The organism is Argonema antarcticum A004/B2 (genome assembly GCF_023333585.1).
Classification (GTDB): domain Bacteria; phylum Cyanobacteriota; class Cyanobacteriia; order Cyanobacteriales; family Aerosakkonemataceae; genus Argonema; species Argonema antarcticum.
The window spans coordinates 49,363-71,187 of record NZ_JAIQZN010000027.1; the positions used below are offsets into that span (position 1 = coordinate 49,363).

At 43.2% G+C, this 21,825-nt stretch carries 22 protein-coding genes; 13 read left to right on the forward strand and 9 right to left on the reverse strand.

Annotation, left to right across the window (positions count from 1 at the left end):
* The first annotated feature begins 96 nt into the window (after positions 1–96).
* Positions 97–720: a hypothetical protein gene (locus tag LAY57_RS13975; RefSeq protein ID WP_249067388.1), complete on the forward strand. Its 624-nt coding sequence runs from the start codon at positions 97–99 to the stop codon at positions 718–720.
* A gap of 255 nt (positions 721–975) precedes the next feature.
* On the forward strand, positions 976–1,281 hold the full coding sequence (locus LAY57_RS13980) for a hypothetical protein (RefSeq protein ID WP_249067389.1): 306 nt from the start codon (positions 976–978) through the stop codon (positions 1,279–1,281).
* Between the two features lie 40 nt (positions 1,282–1,321).
* Here the strand turns inward: LAY57_RS13980 and LAY57_RS13985 are convergent, their stop codons facing one another.
* From LAY57_RS13985 to LAY57_RS13995, 3 genes are all read right to left on the reverse strand, one after another.
* Positions 1,322–3,244, reverse strand: coding sequence for an Hsp70 family protein (locus LAY57_RS13985; protein WP_249067390.1), 1,923 nt, complete (start codon positions 3,242–3,244; stop codon positions 1,322–1,324).
* 178 nt (positions 3,245–3,422) lie between these two features.
* Positions 3,423–4,331: a hypothetical protein gene (locus tag LAY57_RS13990; protein ID WP_249067391.1), complete on the reverse strand. Its 909-nt coding sequence runs from the start codon at positions 4,329–4,331 to the stop codon at positions 3,423–3,425.
* Between the two features lie 60 nt (positions 4,332–4,391).
* Entirely contained in the window at positions 4,392–5,489 is a 1,098-nt protein-coding gene (locus LAY57_RS13995) for an RRXRR domain-containing protein (protein WP_249067392.1), read from the reverse strand.
* A 562-nt stretch (positions 5,490–6,051) separates the two neighbouring features.
* Between LAY57_RS13995 and LAY57_RS14000 the strand changes: the two genes are divergently transcribed.
* Positions 6,052–7,482: a WGR domain-containing protein gene (locus LAY57_RS14000; RefSeq protein ID WP_249067393.1), complete on the forward strand. Its 1,431-nt coding sequence runs from the start codon at positions 6,052–6,054 to the stop codon at positions 7,480–7,482.
* A 289-nt stretch (positions 7,483–7,771) separates the two neighbouring features.
* Positions 7,772–8,227 (forward strand): DUF29 domain-containing protein, encoded by a 456-nt coding sequence (locus tag LAY57_RS14005; protein ID WP_249067394.1) that lies wholly within the window; start codon positions 7,772–7,774, stop codon positions 8,225–8,227.
* Here LAY57_RS14005 and LAY57_RS14010 read toward each other — a convergent pair.
* The 3 genes from LAY57_RS14010 to LAY57_RS14020 form a co-directional block, all read right to left on the reverse strand.
* Positions 8,219–9,028 (reverse strand): CFI-box extended C-terminal domain-containing protein, encoded by an 810-nt coding sequence (locus tag LAY57_RS14010; RefSeq protein WP_249067395.1) that lies wholly within the window; start codon positions 9,026–9,028, stop codon positions 8,219–8,221. The genes LAY57_RS14005 and LAY57_RS14010 overlap by 9 nt on opposite strands.
* A 133-nt stretch (positions 9,029–9,161) precedes the next feature.
* The gene (locus LAY57_RS14015) at positions 9,162–9,410 is read right to left on the reverse strand and encodes a ParB N-terminal domain-containing protein (RefSeq protein WP_249067396.1); all 249 of its coding nucleotides are present in this window, start codon (positions 9,408–9,410) and stop codon (positions 9,162–9,164) included.
* 228 nt (positions 9,411–9,638) lie between these two features.
* Entirely contained in the window at positions 9,639–9,800 is a 162-nt protein-coding gene (locus tag LAY57_RS14020; protein WP_249067397.1) for a hypothetical protein, read from the reverse strand.
* 513 nt (positions 9,801–10,313) lie between these two features.
* On the opposite strand from LAY57_RS14020, the gene LAY57_RS14025 reads away from it, so the two are divergent.
* The 3 genes from LAY57_RS14025 (at position 10,314) to LAY57_RS14035 (ending at position 12,944) form a co-directional block, all read left to right on the forward strand.
* Complete coding sequence (locus LAY57_RS14025; protein WP_476727017.1) at positions 10,314–11,711, forward strand: helix-turn-helix domain-containing protein; 1,398 nt, start codon at positions 10,314–10,316, stop codon at positions 11,709–11,711.
* A gap of 72 nt (positions 11,712–11,783) precedes the next feature.
* A complete protein-coding gene (locus LAY57_RS14030; RefSeq protein ID WP_249067398.1) occupies positions 11,784–12,467 on the forward strand; it encodes a Uma2 family endonuclease in 684 nt (227 codons plus the stop codon).
* Positions 12,468–12,479: 12 nt separating this feature from the next.
* Positions 12,480–12,944: a DUF29 domain-containing protein gene (locus LAY57_RS14035; protein WP_249067399.1), complete on the forward strand. Its 465-nt coding sequence runs from the start codon at positions 12,480–12,482 to the stop codon at positions 12,942–12,944.
* 201 nt (positions 12,945–13,145) lie between these two features.
* Here LAY57_RS14035 and LAY57_RS14040 read toward each other — a convergent pair whose 3' ends face one another.
* The 3 genes from LAY57_RS14040 to LAY57_RS14050 all read right to left on the reverse strand — a co-directional run bounded on the left by LAY57_RS14040 (position 13,146) and on the right by LAY57_RS14050 (position 17,230).
* Positions 13,146–14,351 carry a catalase family protein gene (locus LAY57_RS14040; protein ID WP_249067400.1) on the reverse strand — a complete coding sequence of 402 codons (1,206 nt, stop codon included), beginning with the start codon at positions 14,349–14,351 and terminating at the stop codon, positions 13,146–13,148.
* 135 nt (positions 14,352–14,486) lie between these two features.
* On the reverse strand, positions 14,487–16,130 hold the full coding sequence (locus LAY57_RS14045) for a peroxidase family protein (RefSeq protein WP_249067401.1): 1,644 nt from the start codon (positions 16,128–16,130) through the stop codon (positions 14,487–14,489).
* An 86-nt stretch (positions 16,131–16,216) separates the two neighbouring features.
* Positions 16,217–17,230, reverse strand: a complete 1,014-nt coding sequence (locus tag LAY57_RS14050; RefSeq protein WP_249067402.1) for a T6SS phospholipase effector Tle1-like catalytic domain-containing protein — start codon at positions 17,228–17,230, stop codon at positions 16,217–16,219.
* A gap of 276 nt (positions 17,231–17,506) precedes the next feature.
* On the opposite strand from LAY57_RS14050, the gene LAY57_RS14055 reads away from it, so the two are divergent.
* From LAY57_RS14055 to LAY57_RS14080, 6 genes are all read left to right on the forward strand, one after another.
* The gene (locus tag LAY57_RS14055; RefSeq protein WP_249067418.1) at positions 17,507–17,740 is read left to right on the forward strand and encodes a hypothetical protein; all 234 of its coding nucleotides are present in this window, start codon (positions 17,507–17,509) and stop codon (positions 17,738–17,740) included.
* Positions 17,709–17,816: a YjbQ family protein gene (locus LAY57_RS36510; protein ID WP_249067403.1), complete on the forward strand. Its 108-nt coding sequence runs from the start codon at positions 17,709–17,711 to the stop codon at positions 17,814–17,816. The genes LAY57_RS14055 and LAY57_RS36510 overlap by 32 nt, the downstream gene beginning before the upstream one ends.
* Before the next feature lie 49 nt (positions 17,817–17,865).
* Positions 17,866–18,972, forward strand: a complete 1,107-nt coding sequence (locus LAY57_RS14065) for an alkene reductase (RefSeq protein WP_249067404.1) — start codon at positions 17,866–17,868, stop codon at positions 18,970–18,972.
* A gap of 155 nt (positions 18,973–19,127) precedes the next feature.
* Positions 19,128–19,625: a netrin-like domain-containing protein gene (locus LAY57_RS14070; protein WP_249067405.1), complete on the forward strand. Its 498-nt coding sequence runs from the start codon at positions 19,128–19,130 to the stop codon at positions 19,623–19,625.
* A 139-nt stretch (positions 19,626–19,764) separates the two neighbouring features.
* Entirely contained in the window at positions 19,765–20,832 is a 1,068-nt protein-coding gene (locus tag LAY57_RS14075) for a hypothetical protein (protein ID WP_249067406.1), read from the forward strand.
* A gap of 234 nt (positions 20,833–21,066) precedes the next feature.
* On the forward strand, positions 21,067–21,468 hold the full coding sequence (locus tag LAY57_RS14080) for a hypothetical protein (protein ID WP_249067407.1): 402 nt from the start codon (positions 21,067–21,069) through the stop codon (positions 21,466–21,468).
* Positions 21,469–21,825 lie beyond the last annotated feature (357 nt).

Here is a 21,825-nt window from a genome sequence, read left to right on the forward strand (position 1 = left end):
TATTTGCTTTTATCGATTGATATTTATTACAGTAAAGCTATAAGAATAAGCCTTCACGGCTACTAACTTGGATGACATTACGATGAGGAGAAAGTTATGAAGTTTTTCAGGGTTGTTCTTGTTGCTTTAGTGCTGCTGTTGAATTTGGTCGTTGCTCAGCCATCTTGGGCGGGCAAAAATTTGACTAAGGGTGCTGACTACGCGGAAGTGACTCAGGCACTCAATCAACTGTTGCAGGTAAAAGACGCACCCGACCAAGCAGGTTATACCCCCGAACAATATCAGCAGCGACTGGGAGAATTACAGTCTCAAAAGTACATTATAGAGACTGCTAATAAGCGGGCACAGTGTCGCAATCAAACCGGACAAACCCTGGCAGTCTATGCCAACAAAGCTGGTAAATCTCCTACCCAACTCTATTTTCTCGGAGCCGGTAAGGTTACGGATGATGATTGGGACTGCGATGGAATTTTCTTGCCTGCGGGGACTCAGGCTGTTTTAGGCCCGAATGGAGTAGCGCAAGAATTGGCTGAACCGATCGCGATTAAAGTCGTAGACGGCACCCAGCTCATCGCCAGAACCAATCCAGCGACGGGTGGAATCGAGTTGAATGTTGCGCCTGCCAAAGTGTTCAAAGCGGGTGAGACAAATTGGTCAATCCCCGCCTTCTCCCAGGCAGACATCAACGTCCAACCTCTGAGTAAACAAATCCTCGACTAATTTGGCATCGATAACAGGTTGTTGAGAGTCTCAATGACCTGTTACCGATTTCCCGAACAACGGGAGTTTAGATGGCAAGCGCATTCTTCAAGAGTTGTGCTAATTTAGTATCCCTAGACCAGACAACTAGCTTAAGACAGAATTTTACGGATATTTAATAGTTTTTATTTATGGAAAGAAGCGAAAAAAATATTTGCTAATATCTGCCAAAAGAAACTAGGTTGTAATCACAAGCTAAAAAATTGTGAGGGAATTATGAGTTCTAGTTTTATTGTCGGCGGGATTGACTGGAGTCCCATTGTCGATCGAATGCGGGTTAAGGAAGGAGAAAGGTTGCCTAGCTATCCGGGGGATCTGAAAACAGCTTTACTCGATCGCGCCGGACTGAGCGATCGGGCCAAGGGTGAGGAAGCTTACCAGCTTGCCAGGGAAATTGCCCGTCTGACAACCTGTTGCGATCCAGAAATTGCCTACTGGTTTTCTCGTCTTGTATCTCTGATCGATTCCCAGGTGCCAGACAAGGAGTGCCAAGGAGAAGAGTGCATTACTTTGAGCAAGTAGGTGAGTTATCGCTCGATTTAAGCGAGCAAATCGCCCCTCCCTACTGAATCAAAATGATCGCTTCTTCTGCTTTGGCATTCAAAGCATTTTGAAGACTTTGGCCAACTTTGGCGATCAGTTCGTCAAAAGCTTCTTGATTTGCTGTGAGTTGTTCTCGCAGAGCCTTATCCAAATCGGGATTGATTTGATTGCAGATATTCTCGATTTTGCTGTCACTCAAAAAACTAGAACGCAGCCAACTGGGGATATCCATATTTGTCTTGATGACATCTTTGACACCCTTCCTATTTAGCTCCATTCCTGCTGCAACCGCTGAGGCTCCATATACGAATGCGATCGGCCATGTCAAATGCCCCGTTAGGATGAGAAGGAGGATACTGGCGAGAGTGCCGCCACCAATCACTACGTTGACGATAAACGCCACTGTTTCGGCAAGGAGAGCATCTCCAATAGATATTTCCGGGTTTACCACACCGGGGTCGATTCCCTCTTCAAACCTTAAGCTGCTTCTGGGTATCTGGAACTGGCGACAAATGGGGTCGGTTTCGGAGGCTAAGTCGGGTTGGATTTTGCTGTTAAACCAACTCAGGCATTGATTGTTGATGAGAAGCTTGGCCCGATCGCTTTTCAGCCAATCCTCTGCCCGCTTCTTCATCGCAATTTCTAGGTCAGCCAAAGTCCGTACCTTGTTCTTTTGCCAATCTTTCAACCCAGGTTTAATTGCATTTTCAATTAAACCATCTGACAGCGGCTTTGTCAACAATTCGATTAACTCTGGGATATGTCTTTTGATGATATCTTTGAGCTTATCTGAATCAAATAGTTTGTTGACCTCTTTTTTGAATGCAGAAGCACGCAAATCCCAGCGTCCAACTCGCGCCAAACCCAGTGCAATGCAGCGTTCTGGTTCTGGATCTGGCCGGATTTGCGTGTCTGGTTCCGGGAAGATTTCTTCACAAATTTGACGAGTGAATTTCATGCGAGATGCACCGCCAGTCATCAAGACAATAGTTGGCACAATGCCTTGTTGTTCCAGCTTTTCCTTACCTTCAATTACGGCAGATCGAAAAGACTGAATCCAACTCTTACCTTCTAGTTCAGGCAAGGGTTGGTTCAAGATATCCTCCATAATTAATTTGTTAACTTGGGGGATAAAATAAATCTGTTCGTTGATAGATTCAAAGCCACGAGCAAATGATTGGGGATTGCTGAATAGCTGTTCGTTAGAAAAATAATCTTCCTTAGCTTTACGACAGGCAAGTTCGCAACGAGCTTGGTGATGGGGATATTCCACAAACACTTTTTCGAGTAATTCTTTCTGTTCGTGTTTGGCAAGAGTCCGGGCAAAAATAGCCTTGTCGATCAGCGATGCTCCGAGAGAATTACTGCCGAAATCGATCGGTATTTCGTGTAAGCTCTTGACGAGGGTAAAATCCGTAGTCGAAGAACCAATATCGACAATTAGCACGGAAGATTTGAGTTTGTCATATTCTAGCTTACCGGCTTCCTTAGCTTGCATAAAAGCAGCTCGCGATTCCGGGACAACGCTCAGTAAAGGAATGCCAGCTTCCTTGAGTAGCTTTTGGTATTCTTCGCGATCGCTCAACGACCATCCCGAAGGACAGCCAACATAAAAGTAGTCGCTTTCTCCACCTTTTATTTGTTTGTTTTCTTTCAAAAGGCGGTAGTAAGTTTCCAAAAAAGTGCGAATTGTTTCTCGATAAGTTGGATCGTTGTTTGGTTTTTGCTTGAAAGTGATTTTGAGTTGGGTAACGCCAGCTTGGATTAAGGCTTGGTCTCCGACAAGATAGCCTAACTCTGGATGCCAGCCAAGCGCCGTAACTTGGATCTTCTTGTTATTAACTTCCAGCATCTCTGGGGGTTCGATGCTCTCGACTATAGCTTTAGCTACGGCTGTTTCGCCGTGTCCTAAATCGAAACCAATTGTCTCTAAAATTTCCATACTCTTATTTAGGCGATTTTTTTAGACTGTATAGGAATGCTCGCTTCGTACAGGGATATTTTTTTACCACAGATGAAGAAAGATGAACACAGATGAACACAGATGTAAATGGAGTTTTTTTGTTGGGTAGAGAGAGTTTTGAAGAAGGATTCAGTATGCGATCGCGTTTGAAATGGTGTTAATCTTTAGCTTCGGAGAATGCTGGTTCAATTACTCTACCTCGTCTGAGTAAGCGATCGCCCTTAAACAAAGCGGGAGTTATGGTTACGTAGTCTTTCGTGGCCCGATCGATACTTGGCTCGAAGTCAAAATACTCGCGCCCGTTCTGTGCATCCTCCGATCGGTAGATTTGGACTCGAATTCCCTGGTCCATCAAACTTTGTGGCAGAAGTCTTGCCAATTCTAGCGCCATCTGCGGTCTTTCCAGATATGACGCGCCCATCAGTCTTTGAATCAGATTCAACAGTTCTGGCAGATCTTCTATACCCAGCTCGTCGAGGGGTTTTTTGCCTTCTTGAGGGCGACCTACTGCCAGGTCGATCGTATTTATAGCATCGGCGAGATTGTCTAGAAGTACTTGACTATCAACTCGCACGATCGGCCCAGGCGCTTCCGCAAGCTGAGGAAGTTCTGCACTATTTTCATTTTTGTTTTTATCGAGTTGCAGTACAACTTCCACCCCCACCAGCACAAACACCAGTAAAATAGCCATCCACGCGCCGGGGGAAGTTCTCGTCAGGGAAACCAGCGAACCCAAAATGGCGATGGAGATGAGTCCCTGTACCACTTTTAGGATTAACTTGTTGGTAGATAAACGTCCAGCTTGGATGGCAATTTGCTCAGGCTGTGGTAAAACAAGTTGAGTCTTGCTAGCGGCGGTGAGAGTTGCGATCGACTGTCGCAGCGTATCCAGGAAAAACGCCGCCTGACGTACCTGAGCCACATTTAGCTCGCCAGTGTAACTCTTTTGAAGACGATCGAGTCGGCTATGAACCAGCTTAACTACCTGCTCAACGCTGGTTGCTTTATCAATCTCTTTCTGTAGTTCGTTACGTTCTTTGCCAAAAAGTGTTAATAGTGTGTTCATCAGAGAAATGGGTTTGAAACCCCGTCATACCAGCGAAGCGGAGGACGGCTTTGCTGAAATCTAGCTAGCAACAATTAATCCAGTTGAACGCCGAATTAACGTCACCTTGCTAGATGCTATCTGCCCTAACCGTTTCCAGTTAGCATCGCTGACAGATATCTGTTTTTCGGTGTCGCCACTGACATAGCCAATCCATGAAGGAGAATTGACCAAATCACCTTTGCGAACACCATGACGAGTTATAGAACCGCCATATTTGCGCCTAATTCCACCTTTTGAAGGAACCATTAAATGAAGTTGCCGGCGGCTATAGGGAGGGCGACGAATCGCAAAGAATGGTGCAGGGGTAACAGCAACGAAACCAAACCAGTTCGCACCACTTTCGGTTATTTTGTGATAGCGTCTGTACTCAACAAAGGCGGATGCGGCAATTGCTACCCCATCTACAGCGTGAGTGTTAAACTCAGCCGAAGACTTTTGAGTTTTGTTTTTGAATAGCCCCAGATATTCACGGGTTAAAGCGGTTTGATAACCTTCAATTGCGGTAGCTGGTGCGAACTTTTCTAACTGACTCAGCATCCAGCGCTGGCCTACCATCACGGGGGAGAAACCTTTCCCCGATTTAGCTTTCCTGCGCCCTGATGTCAAATCCACATCAGCCCGAACATATTCGTACCTAATTTCTGTGACTGGGTAAATTTTGCTCAGTTCGGATACTATCCTGAGTTCGAGTTGACGGTTGGCGCGAATTGATGGAGGGAGTTTACTTTGACGGCGATTATCAAATCGTTTTTGACGATGAGCGCGTTTTGAGAATGCAACTTTTCGGTTAATTCTTCTCCCTCTACGTCCCCGCCGCATTAATCGTCGTGCGTCCATTCGTTGGCGCACGGTTTTAAATGGCAGAATCAAATGAGCCGCGTAGAGCGTAAATTTTGCTGACTGAACGCCAATACCTGAATAATGCTTGCCGGGGTCGATGCCAATAACAATGTCTTGCGTGGTATGGCCTGATGGCTCTACTGTCAGCCGCACGTAAAATTGACCGCAATCCGACCAGCATTTTACTGCTTTACCGGATTCAATCCACTTTCTTGCTCTTGAGGGAGTCGTGGGCATTAATGGTCGGTTGTCGCGTGAAATAACTGGAATTCGCATGATTTGGTATAACCCAAAAATGTTTGAGTCTCTTCGCCCAACTCAACTAGGATGTCTTGGCTTTCCCAACGCCTAAACCAATTAGGCTTACAGAGATCCGAACTAGAGAAGCATTCGGATGTATGTGCCCTCGTTGAGTCTCAACGGGCTATTCACCTCTTACGTTGTCCGAATTGGTTCGGACAATCCCCGTCCCTTTAGGGCGGGGTTGGTGAACTCTCGCACCAAGACTTCAGGTTTGCCCAAAAGCAGAACGATCGGGCGTCTTTTTCAAGTTTGACGCAAAGGGGATACGAGTTTCACCAATCCAGTCTCGATCCGGTAACAAAACTTAATGGTTCAACTACTATTCCTAGCATATTTGTGAGACCAGAAACCCGGTTTCTTTTCGGCGATCCGAACAATATTACTCCCCTCCCCGCAGACGGGGAGGGGTTGGGGGTGGGGTTTTCAGTGTCCTAGAAACCCGGTTTCTTCAAGAAACCGGGTTTCTTTTCGGCGCTGCACCTTAAACTCATAGTCCGTAAATTAATATTTAGACAGAGCAAACAGGAGCAAAAAAATGGCTGAAGAAAAAACCTATTTAGAATTATCAGAGTCAGATGGCGTTTCTCACAAATTCTATGAAGTAATTGTCAACAGCACAGAAGTTTCCATCCGCTACGGTCGGATTGGCGACCTTGGTCAGAGTCAAGTAAAATCCTACCCAACAGCCGAAAAAGCCAAAGCCGAAGCAACGAAAAAGATTAACGAAAAACTGAAGAAAGGTTACGAACAAGCAGTCATGGGAGTGCGCCAGAAACGCACTGTGACTCGTCGGGAGATAAAGAGCGATCGCTCCACCGCTTCCCCATCTCCAGTGCTGTGGAAATTCGCCTCCGGTTCTGCCGCTTTCGGTATCTTTATCGACAAAAAGCGCTGTTGGGTTGGCAATCAAGCCGGTCAAATATTTGCTCTCAACAATACAGGTCAAGTAATCAATCAATTGCGATTACCTGACGGCGTGAAATGTATCGTCGCCGATGATGGCTGGCTTTATGCGGGATGCGATGATGGCAAAGTCTACGATTTAACTGGAAAAATTCCCCGTGTCGCTTATGAAATTGCCGAAAATGTGAATATTTTGTGGCTCGATATTAAAGATGCAATTCTCGGAGTTTCCGATATCGAGGGTAACATCACAACCATCAATCACGAAGATGAATCCCAGTGGACTAAAAAAAGTAGCGGCGGCTACGGGTGGATGGTGCGTTGCGACGAAATTGGCGTTTATCACGGTCACAGCGACGGCGTAACAATGTATGATTGGGAAGATGGCAAGAAAATTTGGCATCAAAAAACTCGCGGCGATGTGCTATTTGGTTGGCAAGAAGAAGCAATAGTTTATGCCAGTACCAGCCATAATTTAGTTTATTCTTTCACCAAAAAAGGGGAAGCCAAAACAATTTACCAATGCGATGCGCCAGTGTATTCTTGCGCCACAGCAGAAGACGGCAAATATGTTTTCGCAGGCGACAATTGTTCGTCGATTTATTGTTTTAATGAAAAAGGCGATCGAATCTGGAAACTAGCCACAGGATGCGGTTCCGCCTTCTCAATGCAATTTTTAGATAATCGCCTTTACATCGTCACCACCGACGGTTCTCTTGCTTGCATCGACGCCAGCGAATCTGCAATTAACGCCGCCAAAGCAGGTACAGTTCCCCAAACAGTTAATATTAAAGCTCCAGCAGCAATTGCCGCCGCTGTTCCTTCCAACACTTTGGAAACTACCTCAAACACAACGCAAGGAGTAATTGTCGAGTGTTTCCAAGAAGGAAGTAACTTAAGAATTCGCGTTGTTTCTCCTGATTACAACTCCAACTGGAAAGTGCAATTTCCTAAAGAACTTCGCGAAGAAGGTGCGCGTTATCTGGTGGAAGAGGTACGGGAATCTTCTCGCGGTGGATTCTACCGCGCTTTTGGGGATATTAAGAAGTTAGTTACTCGTTGAGATTGAGGATTCTATTTTAAACGCAGAGGTACGCAGAGAAAGATAAAAACTTGGCGTTACTTTGCGTTGACCTTTGCGTCCTTTGCGTTTAAAATAGTACCAAGATGCAGTTTGGTGATGCGATATTAACTCAAGTTGCTAGTTACTTGCTTTCTGGGTATGTTGTTGCGCTTTAGCGCTCTAAGAGCGCTAAAGCGCAACAACTCGCATATTGGTCACATTCTGTGAATTCCCCTTGACTCAAGAATATCCCATCCCAAATAATACTCTCTACTAAAAGAGGTGAGTTATGAACAGTGTTAGCAATTTAAACAAACTCTATAATATTGATGATTCTCAGTGGCTAGAAGAAACAGTTAAATTAATTAAAAATCGCCAATTTAAAGACCTAGATTTAGATAATTTAATTGAGGAGTTAGAGGATTTGGGCAGGGAAAAGAAAAATGCTGTAGCCAGCCTTTTAGAACAGGTTATCCGCCATTTATTATTACTGCAATATTGGACAAGCGAATCCGACTATAATGCAGTTCACTGGCAAGAAGAAATCTATACTTTCAGAATTCAATTGAGACGAAGGATTACTACCAATCTCCGTAATTACTTAGATTCAGAATTAGATTCTATCTATAAAGATGCGTTAGGGTTTGTGAAAATTAAAACTCAAAATTCCGTCACTTTCCCCCTAGAGTGTCCTTACTCGCTTGACCAATTACTTGATATCGAGTGGTTGCCATCATTAAATTAAATCTTTACGCATCCATTGTGCTAAACGTTCTAGTTGATGTCTCAGAAAACTTTTGATGGCTGGCCGTTTTTCCACATATTTAGCTATGCTAGGACTAATCTGGTAGTAAAAATTAACTAGCCGTTTACCAACAGGATTAGTTAAAAGTTTTTCATCTCGGAAATTGCGAAATGTGTCTAGGTCTGGGTGTGTAGAAGTTGAGTAAGCTGCTGTGGCGATGAAGCAACCAGGTTTTTTTTCTAATGTTGTAAGACAAATCTTTGTTTCGCTAATTTTAAGCAAGGCAACTCTAATTTTTTTTAGGGTATCATCTTGTTCCTTTTCTGGGTCAACTTCCCTGATTCGATTAAGGGCTTCTTTGTTATTAGCTATTTGACTCTCATAATATAAAACGTTTTCTGCGAATACCTTATGATTTTTTATTTGGTCAACGCTAAACGAATTTTGATATTTCGTAACTTCATCAAATATCATTTTGTATTTTTCTGCAATGTATATTTCTAGGATTCCGCTAGTACGTGGACTATCAATAAGTTTCTCTAGACGGGCTGCCAAATCGAAAAGGAAAAAAAGTCTATCCAAAAATTCATAGGTTGGTCCTTCTGATGTACTGATATTATTCTCTACGCTCCAAGCTTTCTCATTCCATAATACATAGCTAGCATATTTTTCCAAAGATTCTACATAATTGTTAAAAGCTTGTTGCACATCGCGATTTTCAGCGTAATATTTAGCTCTCTCCCAAAATCTTTCAGCACTTTCCTTGCAGGATTTTGCAGCTTGTCTCATTGGATTTTCCATGATTATCTCCCAAATAGCGAGTAAAAACCGCATAGTAAATTAGAGGAAGCGATCGCCCGCTCTTAACCCTCTCCCATCCTTCCCACTTCTGCGGTGCGTTACACTTCGTTAACACACCTACGCCTCTTAAAGATTATGTTAACCAAAGCACCTCCCGAAATTTATCAAAATCTTTTTTTAAATCTTCATCAGTCAAAAATTCTCCTCCATCTCGCCGTTCTATAACGGGAACAGTTTTTGTCTCAGTGTACCCATTTTTTTGGCAAGCAGCTATAGCTCTATGGTTTCCATCAATAATTAGGTATTTTCCTTTAAAATAATAAACCTCTATAGGTCTCCATGAGGACGGATATCCCCCGGCGTAAAGATAGGTTTCTGCCATCTTTCTAACTTTACTCTTATCAATTGCGTCAGGATGGATACAAAATAAACTACAAGGGTTCATTTCCATGAATATACCTCTTCTTAAGTTTCTATTTCCTATTACTCAATGCTTTGCGTAAAATTACAAAAAATTACACTAAGATGAAGCGATCGCCCACTCTTAACCCTCTCCCCATCCTTGCCTTTGTTGCGGTGCGTTAACGAGGCGTAACGCACCCTACATTTCTTATCTAATCCAGCCTTTACCTTGACACTTTTGGCATTGAGCTTCTCTGACAGCACCTTGTGGTTTTATCGTTCCTGTTCCGCCACATGATGGACACGGTTTTCCATCTTTAGCTTCAAAAGCGTTGGGATCTCTTATATCTGGTGGTTTCTCATTGCTCATAAAATAAAATCTCTTTTTTGATTTCAATCATTGTTGGTTGTGAAGGTTGTGAGTTAGATTGATCTCTCCATTTCTTCCTTAGATTTTTTTTGTTTATCTGGGGGTTTCTCGCTTGCCATAATTTAAATATTTCCCTCCTAAAGTGCGTTAAATAAATCGCTCAATCAAGCTTTTATGGGGGTGAATCGGTATCAATGACAGTTTCTTCTTTGCATTCCTGGCATTTATATACCACTCTTTCTGTGTATTGATTTATTGTTCTTCTTCCGACCTCTTCCATCTTGGTGCTTCCGCAGTGGTCGCATACAGGGCCACCAACTTCATTTCTTTTGCCCATTGCTTCTTACCTCATTGAATTGCCATCAGTGTATTTTTTTCCTTTCTCTATAATCTCACTGCGGAAAGCTTCTGTCAGTCGGAAATGTCGGTAATTTTATAACCATAAAATGTCAGAAATGTAAGAAATGTCGTAAATGTCGGATATAATAGGGCAAACTATAGCCCATTGCTAACATGATGGACATTAAAGAAATCTTAAAATTGACAGATGAGCTAGTTTTAGCCCAAACAGGGGAACACCTAGATTATCTGCAAGAAGCTATACTGCGAGGTACTTTACAAGATCAGAAATACGCGGAAATTGCCGAAGCAACTCACTCTAGTGAAGGTTATGTCAGGGATGTCGGTTCAAAATTATGGAAAATACTATCTAACGGATTGGGACAAGATATTACTAAAGCGAATTTTAGAGTGATATTAGAGAAGGGGAAAATTTATAATTATCAATCAGCTATCGTTGGCGAAACTGTAACAGTTGGCGAGAATGTCACAGTTAATCAGAACCTTAACATTTGTCCAGAAAAATCTCGATCGCACACCCCCACACCGCAAACCCAACAAACCCCAACCCGATCGCACATCGACTTAGGCGACGCACCCGAAATCTTCAGCTTCTACGATCGCACCGACTCCCTCGCCACCCTCGAAAACTGGATAGTGCGCGATCGCGATCGTCTCATCGCACTCCTGGGAATCAGCGGAATTGGCAAAACTACCCTCGCACTGCGACTCATAGAACAAATCAAAACCCATTTTGATTACGTCATCTATCGCAGTCTCCGCTTTTCGCCAACCCCAGATGCAACCCTCACCAACTTGCTGCAAATCTTCTCCCAGCAAGCAGAGATCCCCCACGCGATCGAAACGCAACTTTCCCAACTCATCAACTACCTACGCAAATATCGCTGTCTGATTATCTTCGATGACGTACAGATGCTTTTCAGCAGCGGACAACTCGCAGGTCAATATAAATCTGGATATGAAGATTATCACTTATTTTTCAAACAAATAGCAGAACTTTGTCATCAGAGTAGCTTACTATTAATTAGTTGGGAAAAACCCAGAGAAATCGCCAAACTAGAAAGACTAAATAACTATGTGCATTCCTTAATATTAGGGAGTTTAGGCGTAGCAGCTAAGGAAATTCTCAAACAGCATAATTTATCAGATGAAGAAACTTGGGAAACTTTGATTAATTCCTATCAAGGAAATCCCCTCTGGTTAGAGTTCACCGCCACCATGATTCAAGAGTTATTTGGAGGTAAAGTTTCTGACTTTTTACAATGTGACGCGCCAATCTTATGCGAATCTTTACAAGCACAGTTAGACCAACAATTTCAGCGTCTAACCCAGCCGGAACAAGCAGTAATGATTCAGCTTGCTAATGAAACAGAACCCGTTACTTTGTCGCAAATTGACAAGACAGTACAGTTATCTACCTCAGATTTATTGAATGCCATGCAATCGCTAGGGAGGCGACTGTTATTGGAGGCAAAAGAGCAAGGTAAGACAACCTTTTTTACTTTAAATCCTGTGTTGAAACAGTATGTTAAAAATCGATATTGTAACTAAACAATACAGGATTTACTTATCTTTGCTACAATTGGCAGTATCTAGCACAGTGCGATCTGTAGGCCGAAAACTATGATATCTGCTAGCGCGATTTTTCCTCCTTTGACCATTCCTCCTTTAGAAAATGGCGACAAGCTCACCCGCGCTGAATTTGAGCGTCGCTATGAAGCAATGCCTGAAGTCAAAAAAGCTGAATTGATTGAAGGAATGGTTTATATGGCATCTCCGTTAAGATTTGAAAGTCACGCAGAGCCTCATGCTTACATTATGGGCTGGTTGGCTACATACAAGGCTGGTACACCGGGAGTAAGGCTAGGTGATAATCCAACGGTGCGTCTGGATGCCGATAACGAACCGCAACCGGATGCTTTATTGAGAATAGAACAGGGGGGCCGATCGCGCATCAGTGACGATGATTATGTGGAAGGTGCTACTGAATTAATAGTAGAAATTGCCGCTTCTACTGCGTCTCTAGATTTGCATAAAAAACTGACAGTCTACCGTCGCAATGGAGTACAAGAATATTTAGTTTGGCGAGTTTACGATCGTCAATTCGATTGGTTTAGATTAAATGCCGGGGAATATATTCAAGTTGATCCGAATGCTGATGGTATAATTTGCTCTCAAATATTTCCTGGGTTGTGGTTGGATAAAGCCGCTTTATTAGGGGGTAATTTAGCAAAAGTTTTAGAAATATTGCAGCAGGGTTTAGCAACTCAGGAACATCAAGCTTTTGTGCAACAGTTGATGAGATGATTTAGATCTAAAATGAAAACACAAACAGATAGAATTACGTTATACGATCGCGATTATCAACTCTGGCTAGAAACAACTATACAACAATTACGAGCCGGACAGTTTTCCAGTGTCGATTGGGAAAACTTATTTGAAGAGTTGGAAAGCATGGGAAGAAACAACAAGCGAGCGGTCAAAAGCCTCCTAACCCGACTTTGGGAACACTTACTCAAGCTGCGTTACTGGGAATCAGAAAGAGAATACAACGCTAATAAATGGAGAGCAGAAATCATAACTTTTCGTCAACAGATCCGAGATGAATTGGCAGATAGTCCCAGCTTAAAACCTTATTTGGCTGAAATTTTTTCTCTTACTTATCTGGATGCAAAAAAAGTTATTGCTCGTTTAATGGATAAACCTGTTAATTTTTTTCCAGAAGAACCCCCCGCGTCTTTAGAACAAGTTTTAAACGAAGATTGGTTTTTTGATATTCCGTAGTTTTTTGGTTATGAATAATGAAATATAGCATTTTGATTCAGTGGTCTGAGAACGATCGAGCGTATGTAGCATTTGCGTAAACGATATAACAATAGGGGTGAGGAAGTTTGAAAACTTACCTCACACCTTGGCGTTAAACTTTAGCCTATGTCATTCAGTTCGCCTTCCTAAATGATTATTCCCATTCTGACGGATGTATTCTTAGTTAAATGTTTCTGCTCCTGTAGGTTCTTGGTGGACAATACCTCGCTTTTGAAGGCGATAATTCGCTACAACGGGGTAAACAACACCGCGTATCCGATTGATGGCACCTACTGGACGATGAACTGCTAAACCGTTCCAGGGAGAATATCTCAGGTTTTCGTTGAAATCGGATTGTTTTTCATAATCAATAATCTGATGATTGACGGTGAGACGACCTACTTTCAAAAAGGGTGATTCCTGTTCCTTCCAGACATTGATGCCATCGTCGATCGGCATTTTTAGGTTGGTTTGGAACTGGATGCCAAAATCCCAACAGTATTGAGCATCAGGTTTCGCAAGAGATTGAATTAGATCGTCCCGGTAATAATTGTCTGGTTGATTGGGATCTAAACCCAAGGCTTTGGCCCGATCGGCAAAGGGAAATTTAGGAATTCCCGGTCGAGATTGTTCTGGAATTATCTCGTGCGGTGGTTCGCATGAAACCGGAGTAAACCCATACTTAATTACAGCAGGATATTCGACAGGAACTGTACCAGGCTGGGAGGGATCGAAATCGGGACCCAGACCCAAAGCAGAGGGTGAACCGCTCCAATATTTTGCTGTTAGCAAACTCTTCGGAGTCCGGCTACCCGTAAGCGTCGAGACCGCTAGAAAGTGTCTGGGATGTCGTATTAGCCACTTTTTCAATGTCTCTGGTGATTCAACCAGAGCAGAAAAAAAGCCGTAGTAGTCTTTGATCGTTTGGCTCACAAATATCTCTGAATTGTGAACAATGATGTCCTGGGTTTTTGACTCGTGGCTTTGCGCCAGTCGTTCCCCTTCCACCCCCATCACTTTCACTGACATTGAGCGCGAATCTTTGTCGTAATCATTGTATACTTTGGTGGCCCCGTTAGCAAATCGCAACCAAACAGGATATTGTTTGGGTTTTGCCAGCAATCCTTGCTTAATGGAAATGGCATTGAGTTGCGAAGAAGTCAACGAGGCGCGTTTGCCCAATTCCCGTTTAATCGCTTCCTCATCAAAGTCAAAAATTTCCAGAGTTCCTTTCACGCAGGCGTGAGTTTTGGCGTGAGTATCTCGCAGCGCCCGATCCGTATTCCCGTAAAGATTATCCATACGAAGCTTGGCTTTTTCAGCCAGAAGATCGTAGTATTTGAGTTCGTCCTGTTCGGGATATTCCGTAAATAACTTCTTGCTCATAAATAACCTTTGAAAAGGACTCCGGGTACGTAGTTGCGCTTCAGCGCTCTTATAAGAAACTTGGATAAGAGCGCTGAAGCGCAACTACATACCCAGCGCTGAAGCGCAACTACATACCTAATGCCAGTCAGCTAGTTAAGCTGGTTGCCAACCCTCATTATAAAAAGAAACTCTGTACTCTTTACCGGGAGGAACATTACGATTCAACACCTGGGAGAGGGTCTTGGTATTCATAATCTCTTCCCAACCAACTGGTGAAAAAGTTTCTGGATTGAAGATATTTTCGGCCAGCAGGGGATTGGTGAAAGCTTGAGAAAAGGCATCAATTCCTATCAGTCGTCCGACTAAAGGAGGTAAAGCTGAATTTGGCCGCAAATCTTCTGCGTAGAGTCCAACATATAACTCAATGTTGTCTACGTGACCGTACAATCGTTTCAATTCTTTTTGGACATCTTCATCGCCAGTAATTTGATCGAAATCGGTCACCCGTGGATACTTACACAGTTCGCGATAATCATTGTATGTTCTTAATTTGGCCGCCCGACCTACACGAATACTGGCTGTCTCGGTTGGAATGAGGAACTCAGGCGTATTGAATAAACTCAATTGCGCTGCTGGTTGGGAACAAGTTTCTTCAAAAATAGCTCCTAAACCCTTGTTGATAATCAGATCGTTGTTCCACATCGTGTCGGGTACAGACATTTCTTTCCCGTCATGAATTAGCTTATCGGGCAGCATACTATGCCAACGATAAACTAAAGTAAATTCTACCGACATCCAATTGGTGCGATACCATTTTTCATCAATAAATGCTGGGGGATCGACGAAGAATTGGAAGTTATAGGGAGTAATGTGGTTGATATAATCTTCTAGCACAATTTTCAGAAACTCCGCCATCACGATATTTCTGGCGGTTTGGAAAAGACGTTCATCATCCCAAGTTGGATAATTCTTTGCCAAGAGGTCGCACACGCGATTGTGTTCTCTTAAGCCAAGAACGTTTAGCATTACATAGCCAATTTGCACATTGACCCGCTCTAACTCTATCCCCATTACAAATAATTTTTGTTTCTTTTCATAGGGTAGTTTATCCGATTTTTTCTCGTCGTATTCACCGACTATCTGATGGGGAATTCCTTTGAATTCTTCCTTGGGCTGTCCGTTCTCATCATAGTAAAAAGGAGGATATTCTTCGCCATTGAGAATTTGGCTTTTTAGCTTGCCGCCTTGATGAGACCTCAGCAGGTGAGTAATATTTGCGTTCAACCCATAGACGTTACACAGATCGATTTGGTGGTTGGAGCTATTTTTGCGGTGATCCAGTCGATCTGTTCGCAGGAAACTGTCGGTAAACCATTGCACGAAATATGGGAAAATTAGAGAGGATTTGGCCGAGTATTTAGTCTCTCCTTTTTTGCGGTACAAAACCTCCAAATCCTTAACATCCGGCAAATTCTTTTCAAAATTCTCTGTGGGTGTTAAATTAACCCCTATGTAGTTTTGAGCTGTTAAGGGCTTCCAATTAGTAGGCGGTAGTTGGAGTCCCGAATAAGTGCGATCGTTTAATGACTCCCAAGACGTATAGGGAGACATAGTGCTAAACGGATAGGGCCGAGTGGGAATTTTTAAGACGGCATTGTTAATGAGAGTTGAGTTGACTTTTTTGCTAAGCCCCTCGTTGCTTTGAATGAAGTGCCAAAGCGGCTTTAAGTTAGTTAAAAGCAAAGTCTCGATTTTGTTTTTAAATCCGTCTCTTGATGTGTCTCTTTTTGAAGACATAATTCTTTCCCCTTTGGGTTCTTGTAGATTCGATTGATTGTCCAATCCTCAATTCCGAGAACTTGATGAAATCTTCTCTGTCCTCTTCAATTTGAATTAAGTTTGGATAAAAGCTTTTCTAGATTCTTGGGGCGGTAGTCCTTTCGGCTTTGCAAACGCTTGATCGTGCTTTCATGAAGCTCATCAATGGCATCGCCCACCTCGCGGAACTTGATTCCTGCCAATTTGAAGAACCCAGCATCGGTTTTAAAATCAACCTCATAATTAGGATTGATACCTGTGGGAATGGCACTTGTATCGAATTCAAGCCCCAATCCAAGGTTACGGGTTGAATCCAACATCCACTGTAAGGCGGCATCTGATAAACCGCTGTGTTCTTTCGTTCCACCGCCGACGCAGCCATGCTCGCCTGGAAACCAAACTTGAATAACCCGCTGGTTCTCAGCGTCAGGATTTTTCTTCATAGGGGTAACATCAAAGATTTCACGAACTTCGTCGATCGCAACGGCGTGCAACGCATTTTGGATCAACTTATTTAAAGTGGTGTCGTGGAATCTGTACCTCTTATTGAGCTGTTCGTGAAACTTCTTGAATGCAGGTAGACCAGGAATACCAAGGGCTCCAACGGTGTCGAAACAACCAAGCAAGGTAATAGGAACGCGCTCGCCGTAATCTTCGCGGTAATCGGCTGCTACTTTATCCTTTGGTTTAATGTCTCGGTTACGGTAAAGCTCGTAAGCTTCTGCTGCCCTGGTAATATGAGGGCGGTCTAGGAGACCGGAGCAATAGATCATCCCCGTTAGACTCCTGACTGTGTAAGCACCGCGACTGAATCCGAATAGATAGATTTCGTCACCATGCTCATAGTTGAGACAAAGAAAACGATAGGCATCTTGTATATTTCTATCGATTCCCAGTCCAGTGACTCCGCCCAAAATCTTGTTACTGTCCGATCCAATTCCCTCGTCATAAAACACGATCTGCGGAACCCCGTCACTGCCACTCGATTTCACTGCCTGGGCAAGCTTAATCACATTACTTGGGTAACTACTATTAAGTTGTTGCCAAGTTCCATCACAGCAAACGATCAGACGTTTCATTTTTACATTCTCTCCTTGAATCTGAGATTTATAGCGATCGGTTATTGGTAATCGGTTACTTGCGATCGCCAATGACCGTTTTTAGATCGCGTCAGGAGGCTCCTAACTTAATCAAAATTGTCATATTGCTGGGCAATCTTTAGCTATTTTCATTTTCAGTAAATTAGTCCCAAAACACCATCTACTCTAATTTATTGTATTTACAATGTCAATTTTATTTATATTTCTTAACTTAAAAAAATCAGAGCGTGAAATCGTAGGTTTGGTGCGGGGAAAATGCTCAATTCTCCATGTATCGCTTGCAAGGGAACAAATACGAACCCATCCCTCAGAGCGATATTACTCCCCGATCTCGATTTAACGCTGCTGGCTGAATATGTACAGCATCCCAACCCGCCTTTAGCAGTTAAAGAGTTTCGCCAACAAATTCGGGGGGATCGGCCTAGCCACCTAGCTTGGGCTTTCTCTAACAGTCCCTGTGTCCAACGGTCAGTTAGTCCTGGGAACTAGGCAGAAAATTTTTTACATAGATTGTGATGTCAAACCACGACAACGTAAGGTTATAGTTACCGTTTATGGAGAATAAGAAATTAATATGTTAAAAAAATAACATATCAAAATTGTTAATTCAAACCATGAATTCAGCCGTCAATCTCTTCTCACCCATACAGCTTGGTCGTTACACTCTGCCCAACCGGATAGTAATGGCTCCAATGAGTCGTTTGCGAGCAATTGGCAATATCCCAAACCAAATAATGGCAACCTACTATGCCCAACGAGCATCGGCAGGACTGATTATTACTGAGTGTACGATGGTTTCTCCCCTCAGTAAAGCGTACATCAATTGTCCGGGTATTTACTCACAAGAACAGGTTGAGGGATGGAAGTTAGTTACAGATGCAGTGCATGATAAAGGAGGACGAATTTTCCTCCAACTTTGGCACAGCGGTCGCGTTACTCATCCGTCGTTATTGAGTGGGCAAATACCTGTAGCACCGAGTGCGATCGCACCTGAATGCAAGCTAGATACTCCACTAGGCCAAGTGCCTATTGAAACACCCCGCGCCCTAGAAGATCGCGAAATTACCAAAATTGTCGAACAGTTCCGCATTGGGGCCCAAAATGCAATGATAGCCGGATTTGATGGAGTAGAAGTACACGGTGCATTCGGCTTTTTAATCGATCAATTCCTCCAAGATGGTGCTAACAAACGCACCGATGAATACGGTGGATCGATTGAAAACCGCGCCAGATTTTTGCTGGAAGTTGTGGCAGCGGTGACTGGGGTTTGGGGTAGCGATCGCGTTGGTGTCAAACTCACACCCAGCAATACATTCTATGGTATTTTCGACTCAAATCCCAAAGCAACCTTTAGTTATGCAATCAATGCTCTCAACAACTTTGATTTAGCTTATATTCAAATGCCAGAGCCGAAAGAAACAGACCTAGCAAATCGCGATGTAATTAATCCAGTTACGCCCAGTTTTCGCCCGATTTATAAAGGCAATATCGTTACTAATAGCGATTATGATAAAGCCAAAGGAAACGCTATTTTAGCCTCCGGTCAAGCAGATTTAGTTTCTTTTGCCAGATTGTTCTTAGCCAATCCCGATTTGCCCCAGCGCTTGGCAGCGAACGCAGCTTTAAACAGGCCCGATCCACAAACATTTTTACCCATCAGCGAAACCGAACTCGAAAAAGGATACACTGATTATCCATTCCTCGAACCGCAATACGTTTGAACCCACATTCTGCAATTAATTTGTAGGGTGCGTTAGGCTCAAGCCGTAACGCACCCTACGCTACCCGGAACTTTTTCTCAATAGAATAAGTCAATGGTTTGAGTTGTGTGCTAAGCAGAATCATGAAATTGAGATCCAATCATCAGGTGTAACCTATGAAAAAAATACTAATTATTGCCACCAGTTTATTAGTTATTTTAAGTGGCAATCCTGCTAATGCTTGTAGTTGTATTCCAACTACTCCTAGAAGAAGCTATCAACAAGCTAGATCGGTTTTTGCTGGTAGAGTAACTGATATTGTTGTGCGTCGCCGATCGCTTGACGGCCAAAGCAATAGCGAATCAGAAGCCGATCGACTTTTTACAGAAGTTAAGGTTACATTAGAAGTTTCCAAAGTTTGGAAAGGCAGAGTTACGCGCCAGAGCGTTATTATGACAGCTAATTCCAGCGCTAGTTGCGGCTATACTTTTGAAAAAGGTAGAGAGTACCTTATTTACGCTTCTGGTCAGCCATCTGAATTGACAACCGGGTTATGCAGCGGAACTAAACCTCTTTCTAGCGCCAGAGCAGATTTAACTGTATTAGGTCAGGGATCTGCACCAAATCCAGAAAGTTCAAGCATAGAGAGATTGCAGCCAAACCAAGGAATATAAATTGAAATCAGAAAAACTCAATCCTCATGCCCATTTTCCGTAAATAAATTTATGGGCTTGTATCCTTTTTTGGGACTTGGGGATAACTCTTTACTAATCCCCGATTCCCGATACCCAACCTTTTTTTTACTTCAGACCCATGAGTTTAGCGATATTTGACGAAAATTTTTACTTGCGAAATAACCCAGATGTAGCGGCTGCTGTTCGAGCCGGAACTTTTCAATCTGGTTTGCAACATTTCCAATTAGTGGGGTTGCAAGAAGGGCGGACTTCTGTATCTCCATTCTGGAGCGATCGCGGTTATTTTGGAGAGATTTTTGGGCCGCCGAATAACTATGATGTCTTTCAAGCGGTTTACAACCGAGAATTACCCTCTGCTTTGGCGCACTTTATCCAATTTGGAGAAGCTGAAGGTCGGACAATTTCAGACAGCTTTTACAATGAAAGGTTTTACTTAGAGCGCAATCCTGATATAGCTAATGCAGTTGCAGCTGGAATTTTCTCATCTGGGTTTTCCCACTTTATTGAGAGCGGAAAAAATGAAGGTCGTGTGGGTTCGGCTTTCAACGAAAAAGTTTATTTAGCCCTCAATCCAGATGTAGGGGCTGCGGTGAAATCTGGTTTTTTTCTTTCCGGTTTAGAACACTACAGTGAGGTGGGCAGAAATGAGTTTCGCTCTGCCTTTTTGAGCGGAAGTAGCGGTAATGATTACGTCAGTGCATTTGATACAGGTTACTCTGATATTACTGGAGTTGGCATTGATGTAATCAATGGAACAACACCCGGTATCGTTCCTACGAGTCTTGGGGTAGGCGAGGTCGATACCTTGGTTGCCTCTGAGTCAAGCGTGAGGGATAGGTTTATTCTTGGTGTTGGTCGTAGCGCCACCAATCCCGTCTCGTCAAAGTTTTATGTAGGTCAAGGAGACGCTGACTACGCATTAATCTCAAATCTTGACATTGTAGGTAGTGATGTTATCTCTCCCGGTCTTGATGTCATCCAATTAGCAGGAAAACCGGAGGATTATGTCATGGAAATCTCAAATCAAACGTTTAACACCAGCACCAGCATTTTTGCAATTGTTAACGGGGGAAGTAGTTCTCAGTTAGATTTAGTCGCGGTTGTAAAATCTCGGCCTCTTTCAGTGCTTAATGTAGACGCTGTTACTGAAACGTTTACTCTCAGCGCTCAACCGCTGTTTTCGTAAGCCCCCTTTTTTACCTGACGACTAAAGTCGCGGCTTGCGCGTACAAAGCCCGCCTGCGCGGGCTTCAATAAAAAGGGGGTAGTTAACCCGGATTTGGTATAAGGTGCGATCGCAAATTTTTCAATGAGGCGTAAAAGTTGCGGTTATTAATCCTTCTCCAGGAACATTAATTTTTGTTTGACCTTAAATAACATAGCAGAGGATGTACTTATTCAACATTAAAGGAATTCGATCGTGATTAATCTTCATAGAGGCTTTCAGCTACTTTGCCGCACAATTACAAGCGCACTGCTAGTTAGCACTATCTGGATGTTCGGCTTACCTGCTTTCTCAGCTTTAGCAATGCCATTTACCGCATCAGGCAAAATTAGTTATGTAGCCACTCACCTGACTGAGGAAGACTCTACGGTTGCTAGATCCAGAAAGATGCGAATCGATGCCATCTCGGAATGCAGAAACTATCTCACAGATGGCCACAAAGATACCCCGGCCCAGTTAGATAAACCCTTGGATAAAAGCGGTTCCAAGCAACTTGTAGGAGCGCTTAAAGTTACGGACAATCCCGAACCAACTGTAGCTGAAGTCGATTTTAAGCGTTGCCTGGAAGAAAAAGGAATTGCACCCAAAATCGAGTAGTTCAACAAATTACAGCGGCTTGCAGCCGCGTGAGGTACAATAAAAGAATTTTTTTCATAGCGCGAAAGTAGGGGCGGGTTTTGCCATGATTCTTGTCGGTTAGTCACAAATTATCTACCAAACCCGCCCCTACAATTTACCTGTACCTCACCCACTTGCAAGCCGCTGTAATTTTCAATGCTGGGACAGGACGTAAAGACGCGGCCTGTCAAAATCAGCAGCAAACTTTTGTAGGTGCGTCGCAGTGTAACGCACCTAAAAGCGAACGCCAAGTAAATTATAATATTTGTGAGTAGTATTAATTGACGAGTGGTTTATGATTTTATTAAATCTCCCTAATCCCAGATAGGTAAATCT

What these genes read in the sequence shown, in the direction of transcription:
- LAY57_RS13975 (WP_249067388.1), top strand. Translation starts at nt 97, where the DNA reads ATGAAGTTTTTCAGGGTTGTTCTTGTTGCTTTAGTGCTGCTGTTGAAT.
- LAY57_RS13980 (WP_249067389.1), top strand. Translation starts at nt 976, where the DNA reads ATGAGTTCTAGTTTTATTGTCGGCGGGATTGACTGGAGTCCCATTGTC.
- LAY57_RS13985 (WP_249067390.1), bottom strand. Translation starts at nt 3,244, where the DNA reads ATGGAAATTTTAGAGACAATTGGTTTCGATTTAGGACACGGCGAAACA.
- LAY57_RS13990 (WP_249067391.1), bottom strand. Translation starts at nt 4,331, where the DNA reads ATGAACACACTATTAACACTTTTTGGCAAAGAACGTAACGAACTACAG.
- LAY57_RS13995 (WP_249067392.1), bottom strand. Translation starts at nt 5,489, where the DNA reads ATGCGAATTCCAGTTATTTCACGCGACAACCGACCATTAATGCCCACG.
- LAY57_RS14000 (WP_249067393.1), top strand. Translation starts at nt 6,052, where the DNA reads ATGGCTGAAGAAAAAACCTATTTAGAATTATCAGAGTCAGATGGCGTT.
- LAY57_RS14005 (WP_249067394.1), top strand. Translation starts at nt 7,772, where the DNA reads ATGAACAGTGTTAGCAATTTAAACAAACTCTATAATATTGATGATTCT.
- LAY57_RS14010 (WP_249067395.1), bottom strand. Translation starts at nt 9,028, where the DNA reads ATGGAAAATCCAATGAGACAAGCTGCAAAATCCTGCAAGGAAAGTGCT.
- LAY57_RS14015 (WP_249067396.1), bottom strand. Translation starts at nt 9,410, where the DNA reads ATGGCAGAAACCTATCTTTACGCCGGGGGATATCCGTCCTCATGGAGA.
- LAY57_RS14020 (WP_249067397.1), bottom strand. Translation starts at nt 9,800, where the DNA reads ATGAGCAATGAGAAACCACCAGATATAAGAGATCCCAACGCTTTTGAA.
- LAY57_RS14025 (WP_476727017.1), top strand. Translation starts at nt 10,314, where the DNA reads ATGATGGACATTAAAGAAATCTTAAAATTGACAGATGAGCTAGTTTTA.
- LAY57_RS14030 (WP_249067398.1), top strand. Translation starts at nt 11,784, where the DNA reads ATGATATCTGCTAGCGCGATTTTTCCTCCTTTGACCATTCCTCCTTTA.
- LAY57_RS14035 (WP_249067399.1), top strand. Translation starts at nt 12,480, where the DNA reads ATGAAAACACAAACAGATAGAATTACGTTATACGATCGCGATTATCAA.
- LAY57_RS14040 (WP_249067400.1), bottom strand. Translation starts at nt 14,351, where the DNA reads ATGAGCAAGAAGTTATTTACGGAATATCCCGAACAGGACGAACTCAAA.
- LAY57_RS14045 (WP_249067401.1), bottom strand. Translation starts at nt 16,130, where the DNA reads ATGTCTTCAAAAAGAGACACATCAAGAGACGGATTTAAAAACAAAATC.
- LAY57_RS14050 (WP_249067402.1), bottom strand. Translation starts at nt 17,230, where the DNA reads ATGAAACGTCTGATCGTTTGCTGTGATGGAACTTGGCAACAACTTAAT.
- LAY57_RS14055 (WP_249067418.1), top strand. Translation starts at nt 17,507, where the DNA reads ATGCTCAATTCTCCATGTATCGCTTGCAAGGGAACAAATACGAACCCA.
- LAY57_RS14065 (WP_249067404.1), top strand. Translation starts at nt 17,866, where the DNA reads ATGAATTCAGCCGTCAATCTCTTCTCACCCATACAGCTTGGTCGTTAC.
- LAY57_RS14070 (WP_249067405.1), top strand. Translation starts at nt 19,128, where the DNA reads ATGAAAAAAATACTAATTATTGCCACCAGTTTATTAGTTATTTTAAGT.
- LAY57_RS14075 (WP_249067406.1), top strand. Translation starts at nt 19,765, where the DNA reads ATGAGTTTAGCGATATTTGACGAAAATTTTTACTTGCGAAATAACCCA.